This window comes from Enterobacillus tribolii (genome assembly GCF_003363015.1).
Classification (GTDB): Bacteria; Pseudomonadota; Gammaproteobacteria; order Enterobacterales; family Enterobacteriaceae; genus Enterobacillus; species Enterobacillus tribolii.
The window spans coordinates 383,086-400,100 of sequence record NZ_QRAP01000001.1; the positions used below are offsets into that span (position 1 = coordinate 383,086).

Below are 17,015 nucleotides of genomic sequence, written 5' to 3' on the forward strand. Positions count from 1 at the left end.
ATGAACAGCGCGTTAACAGTACCGGGGGAAACCCACCGTTATGAATTTGTGGTGGAAGAGCCACGCAGGATTTTGTTCGACAGTCTGACCCGGCGCGGAGATATGACCTGGACGCTGTCCTCGGCCGCCGAACAAATTGACAAAAGACGGTTTGATTATACGGACGGCTCAAACAGTGCGTCGGTTTATACGCTGGCGCCGGGGAAATACACCATTGTCATTGACGGCGTAGCGGATGCAGTCGGTGATTATTCGCTGCGGGTTATTGATACTCAGGCCGCCACCGATCTTATTCCCAATACATTGACGGAAGGTACGCTGGAACGCAACAACCATTCTGTCGTTTTCCGTTTCCCGGCGCAGGCCGGCGATAGTTTTTATGTCCGCGGCGGGAATTCGAATTCTTATAATCTGACCTGGAAGATCGTCGATCCTTACGGGCGCCAGGAACGGAGCTATTCGTATCTGCGGGACAGCAGCAGCCTTTTTACGGTGAAATATTCCGGTGAATATCTGCTGTTGCTGGAAGGCACCGGCGACGGTGGGGCGACGGATGATTATCATTTTACCCTGTTTGCCGTTAAACATTCGGTAACGCCGTTAACCCTCAATACACCGCAGATTGCGGTCATCGATCAGCCGGACAAACGGGCCTATTACTCGTTTACTTTGCCCCGACCCCGGACGGTGCTGTTCGACCCGCTGTTTTCCCAGAGTTTCTACTGGCACTTAACCGGTCCGAAAGGGGAGGTGGCCGGGCGCACGGGGAATTTTGACCCGAAGTATTATTCCCTCACGAACGGCTGGCTGTGGCTGCCTTCCGGTGATTATCAACTGTGTATCGATCTGGATTACGGCCGGGAAGGAGAGTTCCCCTTCCGCCTGCTGACGCTGGACGATGCCGCAACGGTACAGACCGACTCCCCCGTCTCCGGCTCGTTGCAGCCGGATGCGGGTATCCGGGCTTATGCCTTTGACGCGCAGGCGAACGAGGCGTTTTTCATCAACGGCATCGCTCTGTCGGCGGGCAGCATTTCCTGGTGGTGTACCGACGAGCGGGGCTGGCGGGTGGCGGAAGGCGTGCTGATGACGGGCCGGACCGCTTTTCAGGTGCCGGCCACGGGGCGCTACTGGCTGGTGCTTGACGGCTCGTCCATCGCGAAGGCGGCAACCCCGGTCGATTACCAATTCTCCGTCAACCGCATTCTGGCGCAGCAGGATGTTCTGACGCTGAACGAGGACGTGCAGGGAACCCTGACGCAGGCCGGGCAGGAAATCACCTATCCGTTTACGCTGAAGGCCGACGTCTGCCTGGCGTTTGACGCGCTGGCCGGCAGCAATATGCTGTGGACGCTGAACGGCCCACGCGGCACGGAGGTGAGCGCGCGGCGTTTTGAAAGCAGCGACGCTGAAACCGCGCTGAGCATCCTGAACCTGATTGCGGGCGACTACACCCTGAGCGTGCGGGGCAACGGCATGCAAACCGGGGACTATGCCTTCTGCCTGCACACATTAACGCCGTCGCTGGACGCGGTGACGCCCGGCGAGCCGCTGACGGGAACCCTGGCGCCGGGCAACGGCAGCCGGGTTTACCGGCTTGATGCCGTCGCCGGCGATAAGCTGTCGCTGCCGTCGCCGCAGGTAACGGGAGGGACCGCATACTGGCGCATCATCAACCGCTATGGACGTGACGTTTTCGGCGTGCGCAACCTCGCCACCAGAAACTGGCAGGGCACGCTGAGCACTGAGGGCGAACATTACCTGCTGATTGAAGGCCGCTGGAATAACACCGCAGCGGTCGACTTCACCCTGCAATTTGATCTCCTGTCACACGAGGAGCCTGCCGCGCTGCCCGAAGGTGAAACGCTGACGCTGAATGGCGTGCTCTCCGGCGCGTTTACCGGAGCGGCGGAAACGCAGGTATATCGCTTCTCGCTTGATGCGTTCACGCTGCTGGCGATGGATAATCAGGGCCTCACCAGCAGCAGCGCCCAGTGGATGCTGGAAGGGCCGCGCGGTACGGAAATCAGCTGGCGCAGTTTCTACTATTACAGTGAGCTTTATAACTACGCCGATAACCTGCTGAAATTGCCCGCCGGCGACTACGCACTCACCGTCAGAGGCAGCAGTTCCTCATCGTTGTCGGATAACGGCGCTTATGCGTTCTGCCTGATTGAGCTTGCCTCGCTGCCAGAGCTGCTGATGGATCAGCAAATGTCCCTGACACGCTCGCCCGGCAACAGTATGCGCGGCTACCAGTTCCAGGCCTCCGCCGGGGATACGGTACTGCTCGACTGGCAGGACAAAAACAGTTACGCCTATTGGATAATGATCGACCCCTACGGGCGGGTCGTCAGCACCAGCAACGGCGACGGGATCAGCGCCAGCAACTACGTGCTGCCCGTCGAAGGGCGTTATACGCTGTTGTGTGACGGCTATCAGAACAACACGCAGGTCAGTGAAGTCGTGTTCCGTATGGCCCGTCTGCGCCGCTTAACGGCTCAGCCGCTGACGCTGAACGACGCTTACAGCGGCACGCTTGCGGCCAATCATATCCAGGCGGAATACGACTTTACGCTGAATCAGCCGCAAATCCTGGTTATGGATTCGCTGGGGACGGATGCGGAAAACAACAGTAACCTGCGCTGGAAGCTGATGCGCGGGAATGATGTCGCCATCACCTGGCGCAGTTTTAATACGTTTTCCCCCTATGCCTTCGGCCGTGAACTGCCCGCAGGGCGCTATACGCTGGTGGTGCGCAACACGGCAAACGCCGACGCAACCTACCAGTTCCGCCTGATGACGCATGATGTGGCGCAGGTGCTGACGCTCAATGCGCCGTTTACCGATGTTCTGAGCGGTGACGAAACCCGCCTCTACCGCTTTAACGGCCTGGCCGGCGAACGTTATTACTTTAAAGGCATGAACAGCGGCAACGTCTGCCAGTGGTCGTTGCTTGATCCCGGCGGCCGCACGATTTCGTCCGGCAACGACAATAATACTGTTGCCAATATCGCGCTGGAGATCAGCGGAGAGTATCTGCTGCTCTGCTCGCCGGTGTCCTGGCGGGAATCGACCGACATCAAATTCCAGCTCTTGCTGAAAACCGAGGCCAGGCAGCCGCTGACGCTAAACCAGCGCCAAAACGGACGCATCAGCCGTCCGGTGGAAACCGTACGCTATGGCTTTACGCTTATGGCGGCAACGCGCCTGATGATCGACGGCCAGGGCGGCTCCGGCATTTACTGGAGCCTGAGCGGGCCGCGTGGCAGCGAGGCCAGCGGCAACAGCCTTACCGTTACGCCGCGCTTTTTTGATCTGCCGATGGGCGAGTATGAATTTACCCTGGCCGCGAACGATGACCGGACCGGGGAATTCAGCTTCCGGCTGCTTGAACAAGCGCGGCTGGCGGCATTAACGATGGGCGAGGCGACATCCGTCACGTTCGCCGCCGGCAGCACGATGTCCGTATATCAGCGCGTCACGCTGACGGAAAGCGCCACGCTGGCGTTTGACATTCTGGACGGCAAGAATCACCTCCTGCAATGGACGTTTTACGACCGCGGGGGCCAAAACGTCGTGTCCTCCTACCTGGACGACGGCTATACCCGCACCGCGGCGCTGGCCGCCGGCGACTACCTGCTGGCGCTCACGCCTTACCGCCAGGCGGATGAAGAACACACGCTGCGTTTCGCCCTGAGTCAACAAATCACGGATCGCGTCAGCATCGATCTCAGCGACACCGTGACCGGCTCCGTCCCTTCGCCGTCGCGTGAAAACCATTATACGTTCCGGCTGGACAACGCCTCGGTCATGATATTTGAGAGCCTGGTGATGGATACGCAACTGTCCTGGCGTCTGGAAAAGGCGGACGGCTCCCGTCTGAATTCGGGTTCCTTCAACGGCGTATTCTTGCTGGGGCAGCTGGAGCGCGGCGACTACCTGCTGCGCGTCTATACCAACCGGCAACGGGCGCAGGATGCCGTCGCGTTCCGCCTGTGGGACGTCAACGGCACGTCGGTGAGCGCGTCCGGCGGCGAACACCGGATGATCTTCTCCCCGCAAACCACGGTTCAGGTGCTGGCTTTCGATCTGGACGGCACGGCGTCTGACTACTTTATCTGTCAGTTTACCCGGCCGGAAGGGCAGGAGAATCTCAACAGCTACGGCTACCTGCTGAACGAGCAGGGGCGCCAGCAGTGGTCGGTTTCGAACCAGGCATGCGCCAGCCTGCCGCTCGGCGAGCCGGGGCGTTACTACCTGGTCATGTACACCACGACTCCGCCCGCCTCGGCGCTGGAGTTGTATTGCCGTACGCTGATCGTCCGGCGTGAACACCAGCCGCTGACACTGGACACGCCGGTGCAGGGCCGCCTGGAAAGCGGCGCGGTGAAAAACTACTGGGATATTTCGCTGGATCGCGAACGCTATGTGCTGCCCGTCGGTTCGGCGAACGGCAGCATGGCGTGGCGGCTGCGCGACGTATGGGGCGAACTGGTCGCCAACGGCAGGCTGGAGACGCAGACGCCGCTTAAACTGCCGGCGGGCGGCTATTGCCTGGAGATCAGCGCCGCCGGTTCCGGTGGCTATATCATCCCCGGCGATTACCGTCTGAACCTGCGCAGCGTGGCAGCCCTGTCGCCGGATGAAGCCATCAGCCGGGAACTTGCCGCAGGGCAACCGGCGTGGGTGGCGAGCCTGAGCGTTCCCGCCGGAGAAGCGTGGGTGATTCAGGCGGAGACGGCGCCGGATGCCGGCGTTATCACGGTTTATGACGCGCGCACCATGCGGGTGGTTGACCCCGTGACGACCGGCATTATCCGGTTGGCGGCGCGTCCGCAGGCCGGTGACTACCTGGTGATGGTGGAAAACACCGGCGACGAGACTCTGGCGTTCACGCTGAAGGCGGGACGGAGCGTGCCGTCGGTGCAACCGGCAATCGTCTCCGGCGAAGCATTCAGCGTCACGCTGACGTCGGCGGCGCAGGAGCTGCATTATCCGCTGCCGCATGCGGCCAGGGAACTGGTGTTGACCCTGCCTGACGCCGGATCGGGCATTTACTGGCGCCTGATCCCGGCCGGTGGCGGTAAGCAGGGCGGCTACTGGAATCAGGGCGTCAGCTACGAACGTCCCGGCAGTGACGACATGATTTTGGCGTTGCGCAGCGATCTGCCTGACGCGCGGACCTTCCGGGCGCGGGTGTTGGACATTGCCGCCTCACCGCTGCTGACGTTCGGAGAAACCGCCGGTCGCCTGGCGGACGGCCGTGACGCGGCGGTCTACCGCCTGAAGCTTACCCAGCCGCAACGTATTGAGATGAACGTCCGGGCCGCAACGCCGGAACTGTCGCTCAACTGGGGATTGTACGCGCAGGACAGCCGTTGGATCGGCGGCGGCGACGGCATATCTCCGGCCATGGCGGAAAGCCTGGACACGGGCTCCTATACGCTGATTATCTACGGGAAGGGGGAAAGCGGCACGGCGCTGGACTACACGGTACAGTACGCGGAGCGCCAGGCGCTGCCCTTAACGCCGGGCGAGCGGGTGCAGGTTGAACTGCCCATCGGCAGCGGGCAACAGGCCGAATATGCGTTTACGCTGAACGAAGAAAGCCAGGCGATACTCAGCGCCGGAGAGCGGATTTACGGGGTGACGTGGCGCCTGACGCACGGCGAACAGGGCTCGATCGCCGAGGGCGAGTTTGAGTTGCCGGGGCAATGGCTGACGCTGCCCGCGGGCCGTTATTGGCTGACGCTGAACGCCCAACTGCCTTCGCGGCGCGCGAACGGAGAAGACACCATTGCGGTGGACTTCCAGCTGGCGCTGTTGTCGCAGCTGCAAAAAGACGTCGTCACGTATGCAACGCCGCTGGCGCAGACGTTACCGGCGCAAACTTATCTGGCGCTGCACCCGCTGTCGGTTGCGACGGGCGATACCTTCACCCTGACGCCGGACACGGAGAACGGCGGAGAATATAGCTGGTATCTGTTCAGCGATCAGGGCTACTGGCTGGTCAACGGCAAGGGAGGCGAACCCCTGTCCGCGTTCAATCTTACCGAAGGCGGCCGTTATTACCTGCTGATTAAAAATGCCGCGCCGCAACAGGCGCTCAGTTACCGGTTAACGCTGAATCTGGACGCGCGCACGGACATCCGCCCGGAGGGCGAGGCGTTAACGGTGGGAGAAAGCGTCTCCGTCACCGTGCCGCAGGGCGAGAAAAAAACCTATCGCTTCACCCTTACCCGCGCGACGCTGCTGGCGGTTACAGGGTCGATGCGCGAAGAGGGCTATCTTTCCTGGCGGCTGATGAACGCCGTCAACGCGCTGGAATCCGGCAATTTCTCCGCCTATTCACGCGCTGAGCGCGTTTGCAGTCTGACGGCGGGCGATTATGCGCTGACGATAGAAAACTACCCCGACGGCGCAGAAACCGCGCTGGATCTCTGCCTGGAAAACGGCGCCGACGCGCCCGTGGTCGCGCTGGGCGAAGAACTGATCGCCCCGGCGGATCGCGCACTGTTCCGGCTGCCCCTGATGCGGGAGGAACGCTGCTACAGCCGCGCTTCGGCCGGCAGCGGGTGGGTTATCTACGATCGCAACGGCAGCATGATGTCGTGGGTCGGCGAAGGGGCGTTTAGCGAGTTTACGGCCCCGGAAAGCGCAGATTACTTTATCGCCCTGAATTATCAGGACATCGCGGCGCCGTCCGCCTCGCTCAGCCTGCGGGGCGCGCGGATAACGGAAACCGCCATCAAACTGGGCGAAGTGGCGGCCGGCGTGATTAACCTGGGCGATACCCCCTGTTACACCTTCACGCTGACGGAAAGCCGCCAGGTACTGCTGGACTTCCGCCAGTGGGGGCAAGGGCAGGAGTGGCGGCTGCTGTGCGACGGACATGACGTCGAACAAGACAATTTTTATGGCAACGACGGCGGCAACTGGATGCTCAGCCTGCCCGCCGGCGACTATCAACTGATGCTCAGCGCCGGCTATGAAGGGCAGTCCGCGGAGTACCGTTTCCGTTTGACCGACGTTGCCAGCGCGCCGGCGCTGCCGCTTGGCGCGTCGTTCACGGTGGAAGCGGCGTCCGGCGAAGCCTGCCTGTACCGTTTCACGCTGCAAAGCGGGGAGTGGTGGATTTATCAGGGGCTGAGCAGTGAAGACCATGGCCTGATGACGCTGTATGACGCCGATGGCGACATCGTCGGCAGCCTGGACGATCTGCTGGAGTGCAGCATTTTCCCGTCGCTTCCGGCGGGAGAGTATACGCTGCTGATCGACCTGCAATCCTCGCGCGGCGAAGCGCAGGCGCAGCTGAACGCGATCTGCTGGACGCCCGATGCATCCGCCCGGACGCTGACGATGGACACGCCGGTCAGCGGAACGTTAACGCCCGGCGACGCCGCTCACCTTTACCGCCTGAACACCCCGGAAGCGAAGAACCTGCGTCTGCTGATCCCGGCGCAGTCTCCGGTGCGCTGGAGCCTGTTCGGCGCGGACGGCACGCTGACGGCGCAGGGGGAAATGTCCGGCGACTCGGACGTGGCGGCGCTCAGCCGCCTGAACGCGCCTTACGCGTTGCTGCTGAACAGCATGACGCCGGATACGCCGGTGACGTACGCGTTCACCGCCGCAAACGTGATGGCGGCGCTGGATACGGTGTACAGCGGCAGCGTGGCGTCGAACACGCAGTCGGTGGCCTACCCGCTGCGGCTGACCCAGCCAGCGCGCATTATTTTCGATGCCTTCAGGGAAAATGAAGAGTACCGGGGCAGCAGCCCCAGCTGGACGCTGGAAAGCCCGGAAGGGGATATCTTCAACCGCACGATGTACACCTCCTACGCGAGCGAACCGATGCAGTTGCTGCCCGCGGGGAATTATCTGCTGAGCATCATCAGCGGCTACACTTATCCGCTCGCTTACCAGTTCTGCCTGATGACCGCCGCGTCCGCGCAGCCGCTCGATATGAACGGCGTTACGCAGGGCACGCTGCAGCCCGGAAACCGTGCGCGTTTTTATCGTTTCACGGCCACGGCAGGTGATGCGTGTGCGCTGACGATGCGCGCGGGTTTCGTCGGATACTGGCGTCTGCTCGATGCGCAGGGCACGGAGCTGTTCAACACCGAAACCACCTACGCGCAGAGCTTCGTACGCCTGACGGCGGGCGGTGAATACCTGCTGATGATTGAAGGCCGCAACGACGTCTGGCAGGCGCAGGAGTTTGCCTTTGACGCCTGGTTTATGACGAGCCGCGACCTGCTGGCGACCGATACGCTGATTGAGCGCGAGCTGGCGGGGAACGAGTCTGCATACTGGCGTCTGCATCTCGATCGGCCGCAGATGGCGGTGTTCGACATCACCGGCACGCTGACCGGCGGACGCTGGCGGCTGGAGCAGGAAGGTAAGGCGCTGTTTAATCAGGCCTTCACCGGCAGCGCTTATGATACCAAGGTCTGGTTGGCCGCTGGCGACTACCAGCTGGTGTTGTCCAATACGGGCACGGCGACAACGAAGTATGCCTTCCGTGTGTTGACGGATGTCAGCGCCACGAAGATTACGAAAGACACGCCGGTCAGCACTGATTTCCCGGGCCTGACCTCTGCCCTGATGTACACCTTCAGCGGACAAGCTGGGGAACGCTATTATGCCGATGCGCTGGCGACGGAAGTTATCGGGGACACCAGCCCCGGAACGTTGGGCTCTCCCTACTGGTCGTTGTTTGATCCGCAGGGTAAGGCACTGTTCAGCAACACGTCGATGGGATGGTTTGACTACGGTAGCTACTGGGATGCGGAACAGCAACGTTACCGCTACCGTATTCGGTTCAACGGCACCGATCAGGAACCACAGACGCTGACGGTGTCCGGCACTTACACGCTGGTGCTTGAGTACCGGAATGACAATAAATGGCCGACCGGCCTCGTCGCCTTCAGCATGGTCAATGTGCCGCGTGAAACCGTGACGACGCTGGACCCGCTGGCGGTATCCGCCGGACCGGATCTGGTCATCAACGATGTGACGCTGGAGCCGGCGGCCGGTTTCCACAGCGGCCAGCAGATTACCGTCAGTTGGATTGTGGAAAACCGGGGCAACCAGTCTGCGGAAGGTATTTGGAACGATCGCCTCATTGCGCGCAACCTGCATAACGGCGAGCGCATCGCCTTGATTTCCGTCCCTTATGACAGCGAACAGCGCGGCGCCATCGCCGCCGGGGAGCACCGCGTGTGCAGTACGGTGCTGGCGCTGCCGGAGGGCATGCTGGCCGTCGGGCTGGTGGAGATCATCGTGATTGCCGATGCTGACAACCTGCTGCATGAGCACAACCCGCAGGTGACGGCGGAGGCGAATAACGCCGCGCGCCGGGAAATCACGGTCGCACCGTCAAACTATCCCGATCTGGTGGTGGAGGACTTTTCGCTGGAGCCGGACGGCGACTTCCAGCCGGGGCAGGACATCGTCGCGCGCTGGCACACCGCCAACCGGGGCAACAGCGCAGCCAGGGCGCCGTGGCGTGAACTGCTGGAAATTTACAACAAATCCACCAACGAAATCGTGCTGAGCGAAATCGTGGCGGAGGCGGACGATCTGGCGGCGGGAGAAAAGCGTGAACGACTGCTTTCCCTGCCGGGCGGATGGCCGCAGGGAGTGTCCGCCGCCGGGCATTTCATCGTGCGTGTCGTGACCGACTACGGCAATGAGATTGCCGAAGCGAATCCGGATGGCGACGGCGAAAGCAATAACCAGGCCGAGCTCACCTACGACGTCGGCCCGGATCTGGTGGTACGCGAGCTGACGGTGGAAACGCCTGCGGTTCAGGCTGGCGGGGAGGTTGTAATCAGTTGGCAGGACTGGAACCTGGGCGCCAGCGCGACCGGCACCGGCTTCCACGATCGCATTCTGGTGAAAAACGTGACGTCGGGCGAGACGCTGATGGATACGGTGCTGCTCTACGATCCCGCCGCCGTCGTTGACGGCCGGGCTGCCGGCGCGATTCTGCCGGGCGAGTACCGCGAGCGCCGCTTCACTTTCCGCCTGCCGCAGGGGCAGCGGGGCAGCGGTGAGATCGATATCTCGGTCATCGCCGATCAAAACGCCGCGGGCTTCGGCGTGCTGTTTGAAACCAACCTCAGCGGAGATGCCGAAGAGAACAACCGGGCTGATATCCGCATCGTGGTCAGCGAGGCCGCGTATGCCGATCTGCGCATCGATGAGGTCACGGTGCCGGACAGCGGCGTTTCCGGCGAGAACATTACGCTGTCGTGGCAGGTCAGCAACCAGGGCAAGGCGTCCACGATCCATGACTGGACCGATCAAATCATCTTCAGCCGGGACGGCGTCATCGGCAATGCGGATGACGTGGTGCTGGGCACCGTACGTTGTACCGAACCGCTTGAAGCAGGCAAAACGTACCGCAAGGAGATCACCGTGCGCCTGCCCGCCATCGCGGCGGGGAGCTACTATCTGGCGGTGAAAACCGACGCCGGCCGGGAGAGCGGCGAGCAGGACACCTACGCGGACAACGTGTCTGCGGCGCAGCCCGTCACGCTCATCCAGCCGTATACCGATCTCAACCTGATCGCCGTCCACGCCCCGGCGCAGGCGCTGAGCGACGAAAACATTCAGATAACCTGGGAAGTGCGCAACGACGGCAACGGCACCACCAATCTGGCGTTGTGGAACGACCGGGTGGTGCTGTCAACCGACGAGGTGCTGGGCAACGCCGATGATGTCATTCTGGCCGGCGGCGTCGCCCATGCCGGGTATCTGGCGCCGGGCGCGAGCTACACCGGCAAGACGACGGTACGCCTGCCGCGCGATCTGAACGGCGAGTTTTACATTATCGTCAACGTGGACAGCGCCCGCAGCGTGGCGGAACAGGGCGCGACCGCCAATAACGTGCGCGCCAGCCAGAAAATGACGGTGACGCTGGCGTCAACGCCCGATCTGGTGGTCAGCGACGTTAAGGGGCCGCTGATTATGCGGCCGAACGAACAGGCGACGGTCACCTACACGGCGCATAACCGCGGCGCGGGGGCGACGAAAACCGCCTGGCGTGATGCGGTGTATGCCGACACCGGCGTTCCCGGCCAGATGTATCAGGTCGCGACCCTGCTCAACGGCACCATGCTGGACGCCGGCGCCAGCGCTGAACGCAGCGTCAGCTTCTACCTGCCGTACTGGCTGGGCGAGGCGACCTATCGCTGGGTGGTGGTGACGGACTACGACAACACCATTTACGAGCGCGACGGCGAAGACAACAACCAGAGCGCGGCGCAGGAGGAAGTGCTGGTCATCCGCCCGGATCTGGTGGTGGACACGTTGCAGGCGCCTGCGACGATTGAGTCCGGCCAAACGCTGCCCGTAAGCTGGACGGTGCGCAATCAGGGCGGCAGCACCGGCACCGGCTGGACCGACATCCTGTACCTGATCAAAGACGGCGTACAGCGCAACGTCGCCGAGGTGGTGCGCAAGGAGGAACTGCGCGCCAACGAGGACTATCAGGCCCAGGCGCAGGTGGCCATTCCGCTCAGCTATCAGGGCGACTACCAGCTGCTGCTGGTGTGCGACGCCAAACAGCAGGTCAACGACCGCCAGCGTGATAACAACCGCAAACAGGCCGATCTGACCATTAACCTGGCGGCACACGCCGATCTGGCGGTCAGCATCGACAGCGCGACCAAGCAGGTGATTGCCGATCCGGCCACCATCAACGTCGTCTGGACGGTGAAGAACGAAGGAAACGCGGCGGGGCCGGAAATGGGGTGGACCGACCGGGTTATCCTGTCGCGTGACGGCACGCCGGGCAGCTACGGCAACCTGGTGATCGGCGAATACCGCCATCAGGGCGGGCTGGCGGTGGGGGCGTCGTATCAGCGCGATGAAGATATCCTGCTGCCGCCGGGCACCTCCGACCGCTTCACGCTGTTCGTGGTGAGCGATATTGACAACGAAGTGTTCGAGCATGACGCCAAAGGCAACAACATAGCGCGCTGCGATCACGATGTTGACGTCATGACGCAGCCCTATGCCGATTTGCAGGTCGAACGTTTCACCTTCACCGGCGACCCCGCCAGCGGCGGCAAGATCCAGGTTAGCTGGCAGGTCGTCAACAAAGGCATCGGCATCACCAGCAGCGCGAGCTGGGGCGACGCGCTGTGGCTGAGCCGTCACGCCGACGGCAGCGGCACGGTCATTCAGTACAAAAACAGCACCCATCTGGGGCAGTTGGCCGTGGGCGACAGCTATACCCAAAGCGCGGAAATCACCCTGCCTGACGGACTGGAGGGGGAATACTACCTGCACGTCCGCACGGGCGGGCCTTACGAGTTTATCTTTACCAAAAACAACACCGCCTCGCTGGTGCTGCCCATCACGCTCTCTCCCTGCGCCGATCTGACGGTCGAAAGCGTCACCGCGCCGGCGGAGGCGCTGGAGGGCGCGCTGGTCGAAGTCAGCTGGGAAGTGCTCAACCAGGGCGACGTCACTGCGTCCGCGCTGTGGACCGACAGCGTCTGGCTGGTGCCCCAGGGCAGTAATCAGGCCCCCCTGCTGCTGGGCGAATTCACCTATGACCGGCCGCTGGCGCCGGGGCTGCGCTACACCCGCACCGAGCAGGTTCGCCTGCCGGCCAAGCGGGAAGGGCTGTTCCGCTTGCGCGTGGTCACCAACACCAACAAGGCCGTCTATGAGCACGGCAGCGCGCGCGACAACAACGAGGGCATCGCGGCGAACCTGACCACCCTCAGCCTGGCGGCGCGCCCGGATCTGCGCGTAACCGGCATGGAGGCGCCGGATAAGGTCACGGCGGGCACCCGCGTCGGCGTCCGCTACGTGATCAGCAACATGGGGTCGGTACCGGCCAACGGGCGCTGGACGGACAAAGTCTATCTGTCGCTGGATGGTACGCTGGGCAGCGAGGATATGCTGGTCGGGCAGTTCGGCAACCTCTCGGCGCTGGAGCCGGGCAAGGCTTACGCCAATGAAACCGCGATGATCGACATTCCGATCCGGCTGCGCGGCGACGCGTATCTTATCGTGGTGGCCGACGGCAATAACGACGTTGATGAATACCCGAACGAGAAGAACAACAGCCGGGCGATTCCGATCTACATCGAGCCGATTCCGTTCTGCGATCTGGTGCTCGGCGATGTTGTGGCGCCGGATCAGGTGATCAACGGCGCGACCATCGAAGTCTCTTACCGGGTGAGCAACCTGGGCAGCGCGCCGACGCGCGGAGAGTCTGCCGCACTCAACAGCTGGACAGACACCATCTGGCTGGCGCGCGACAAACTGCGGCCCGGCGCGGCGAAGGGCGACATTCTGCTCGGCTCGGTGACGCGCACCGGCCATCTGGAGGTCGGCGACGACTATCTCAACAGCGTACGGGTTTCGATCCCGGACAACGTCTACTCCGGCGAATATTTCATCACCGCCTGGTGCGACAGCTATGACGTGATCCTGGAAGACACGCTGGCGTCCAACATCAACCCGGACGATCCCCATCAGTTCGACAATAACAACTACAAAGCCCGGCCCATCAGGGTGCTGGGGCTGGTGCCGCCGGATCTGGTGGTCAGTAACGTCGTCGCTCCGCCGGAGCAGTTCTCCGGCGGCGATTACACCTTCAGCTACACGGTGAAAAACGTCGGCGATCCGTTCAACGGCGCCTGGATTGACGAGGTGATCCTGAGCGATGCGCCGCGCCTGGGCGATGCGAAACGCACCTGGCATCTGGCAGATCTGGCACAGGAGCGCAGCCTGGGCTACGGAGAGTCCTATACCGTTACCGAAACGCTGCAACTGGCGCCGGCGGTGCAGGGGCTGTATCTGATCGTGCGTGCCGATGCGAAAAACACGGTGCGTGAGGCGGATGAAACCAACAACGAACAGTCTGTTGCCTCCGTGGTGCGGACGCAGCCTTCCGACCTGCGCGTAACGGACATCCGTACCGAAGCGGATAATTTCTCCGGGGAGGAAACCACCATCTCCTGGACGGTGACCAACCACGGGGCGGACGTCTGGGCCGGTACGCGCAACTGGTTTGATACGGTGTATATCAGCACCGATCCCACCTACATCGCCGGGCGCGTCACTATACTGGGGCGGATTCCCCATGCCAACATCGACGGTCTGGCAGCCGGTGAGAGCTATACGGCCAGCGCACGGTTTACCCTGCCCGCCGGGGCGGATGGCCTCTATTACATCTACATCGTGACCGACAGCGGCGCGCGGCCTGACAGAGCAGACTCCGCCGCACGCGCCAAAGAGGAACTGTTCAGCGGCAAAAACCGCGATGCGCTGCGCTATTACTCGGGTGAAGAGCTTGAGGCCGGCACCGTTTACGAAGGCGAGCGCAACGACAACAACCGTTCGCGCGCGACGCTCAATATTCATTACCGCGAGCCGGATTTGCAGATTGACCACGTGGAAGTGTCCAACCCCACGCCGTCTTCCGGCGAAACCATCACGGCGACCTGGGAAGTGAGCAACCGCGGCACGCGGGCAACCCGCACCCGCAACTGGATGGACGGCGTGTATTTATCGCGCGACGGGGCGCTGGACGCCGGGGATTACCCGCTGGTGGATCGCGGCTCGGAAATTGAAATTCTGACCAAAACCAAGAGCGTGTCGCTGAACGACTATCTGAAGCCGGGCGATTCCTACCGGATGTCGGCGACCTTCACGCTGCCGGAGTCGATCAGCGGCGACTTTACGCTGATCGTGCGCACAGATACCGCCTTTGGGCGCGATCTGTACGGCTCCGTGGTGAGCACCATCCGCAGCGGGCTGACCGGCATCGGCTTCATCAGCGGGCCGATGGGCAACGTGCCGGAGTTCCAGGATGAAGGGAACAACACCGCCACGCTGCCGTTGCCTATTACGCTGGCAACGCCGCCGGATCTCCAGGTCGCCGGCGTGACCATTCCGGAGCGCGTGCTGGCCGGGCAGACGCTCAGCGTGGAATTCCGCGTGGTCAACCACGGCGGGGACACGCCGGCCGGTCAGTCCACCTGGTATGACGCTGTGTATCTGTCGAAAGACCGCTTCCTCGACATCCGTAAGGATCGCTATCTGGGCTATCTCCAGCATGGCGGCATCCTGAAACAGGGAGAAGGCTATGACGCGACGCTGACGGTCAACGTTCCCAACGATGTGGAAGGACCGTGGTACGTGTTTGTCGTGACCGATCCGGCCTACGGCTTCGGCACCGGCGAGTTCGGCAAGGTCAGGGAGTTCGGCAACGAACAGAACAACGCCCTGGCGGCGGCGCAGCCGTTGCTGATTGAACTGCCGCCGCCGGCGGATCTGAAGGTCACGGACCTGGTCATGCCGGCGCAGGTGAGCACCGGCGATACGGTAAACATTGATTTCACCGTGATCAACGACTCTATCAACACCGCCTACGGGCGCTGGACGGACGCGCTGTATCTGTCGGCGGATACCACGTGGGGGCTGGATGACATTCCGCTGGGCAAGGTGGCGCACGTCGGCAACCTGGCCGGCGGCGGCGAATACCAGGGGCATCTCAGCGCGGCGCTGCCGCCGATGAAAGAAGGCCACTGGCGCGTCATTGTGCGCCCGGATATTTACAACGAGGTCTACGAAGGGCCGATCGTCCTGACGGAAGAGGGGCTGTCGGTTGCGCCGGGCGAAGCCAATAACTACTTCACCTCCGGCGGCACCCTGCACATCGTGGTGCCCGAACTGCCGCTGGATTACCCGCTGGAAACCACGCTCAGCGCCGGGCAGGAGCGGCTGTATAAAATCACCGTGCCGGCGGACGAAACCCTGCGCGTCAGCCTGGCGGCGTCCGCCGCGCGCGGCAACAACGAGCTGTACATCCGTTTCGGCGACGCGCCGTCCGCTTCGGCGTTCGACGCCTCCTACAGCGAACCGCTGTCGGCGGATCAGGAAGCGTGGATACCCACCACGCGCGCCGGGGATTATTACGTGCTGGTGCGTTCCCGCCAGGGCGAACCGGACGCTCCCGTCACCCTGCGCGCGGAGCTGCTGCCGCTGACCGTAACGCGGATAACGCCGGATCGCGGCGGCGTGGGCGATGCGACCCACCGCTGGGTGACGCTGGACATTCACGGCGCGCGCTTCCGCGCCGGGGCGCTGGTGAAACTCTCCCGCCCCAACGTGTTCGAGGCGGAGCCGGTACGCTGGCAGGTGCTCGACGCCACGCATATCCGCGCGGTGTTCGACCTGCGCGACTTCCCGCTCGGGCTGTATGACGTGGTGGTGATGAACCCGGACGGCCGCCGCGTGGTGGAAACGCAGCGCTATCTGGTCGAGCGCGGCATGGAGGTTGACGTCACGCTGGGGCTGGGCGGCGACTACAGCGTCACGCCGGGCGCCAACCACATATACAGCGCTTCGCTGCAAAGCCTGACCAACCTGGACACGCCGTACGTCCGTTTTGAGTTCGGCGTGCCCGAAATGGGCTACAGCGACACGGTGCTGGAAGGACTGGCGCTGCCGTACCTGGTGTTCGGCAGCAACGTGGGCGGCGCTCCCGCAGGCATCACGTTAGACGACGCGGGCAATACCCAAACCTACGGGCCGACGCCGACGGACGGCACGACGCGTCCCGACGTGCCCTGGGCCAGCCTGGACGGCACCCAGAACCTGACCGGTCACAACCTGGCGCCGGGCTACGCCTTCGACGTGCAGGCCAACGGCTTCGTCGGGATGAGCTTTAACGTTAAGACCTGGCCGGGGCTGAACGAGTGGATCAGCTACGACTTCGAGGAACTGCGCAACACGCTGTATCAGTTGCACCCTGACTGGCGCGAGGACGGCATTCTCGACGGCGGCGTACAGGATCTGGACAATCTGTCGGAAGGGCTGACCAAGAAGTTCCTCGCCACCGATCCGGAAGATCACATCACCAAGAAGGAGATGATTGCCATCCCCTTCCGTTTCAACGTGGTGGCCGCCGCGACGGCGTTGACGCGCGATGAGTTTATCGCCGATCAACTGGCCCATGCCGGCAAGCTGCGCCGGGCGAT

General features: G+C 62.7%; 1 protein-coding gene (running past one end of the window). It reads left to right on the plus strand.

Annotated features, from left to right (window positions below; genetic code table 11):
* Positions 1-17,015: the start of an Ig-like domain-containing protein gene (locus C8D90_RS01760; protein ID WP_147291309.1), read on the plus strand. The gene runs 17,974 nt beyond the window's last position; 17,015 of the gene's 34,989 nt are visible here — the first part of the coding sequence; the start codon lies at positions 1-3; its stop codon lies off the right edge, out of view.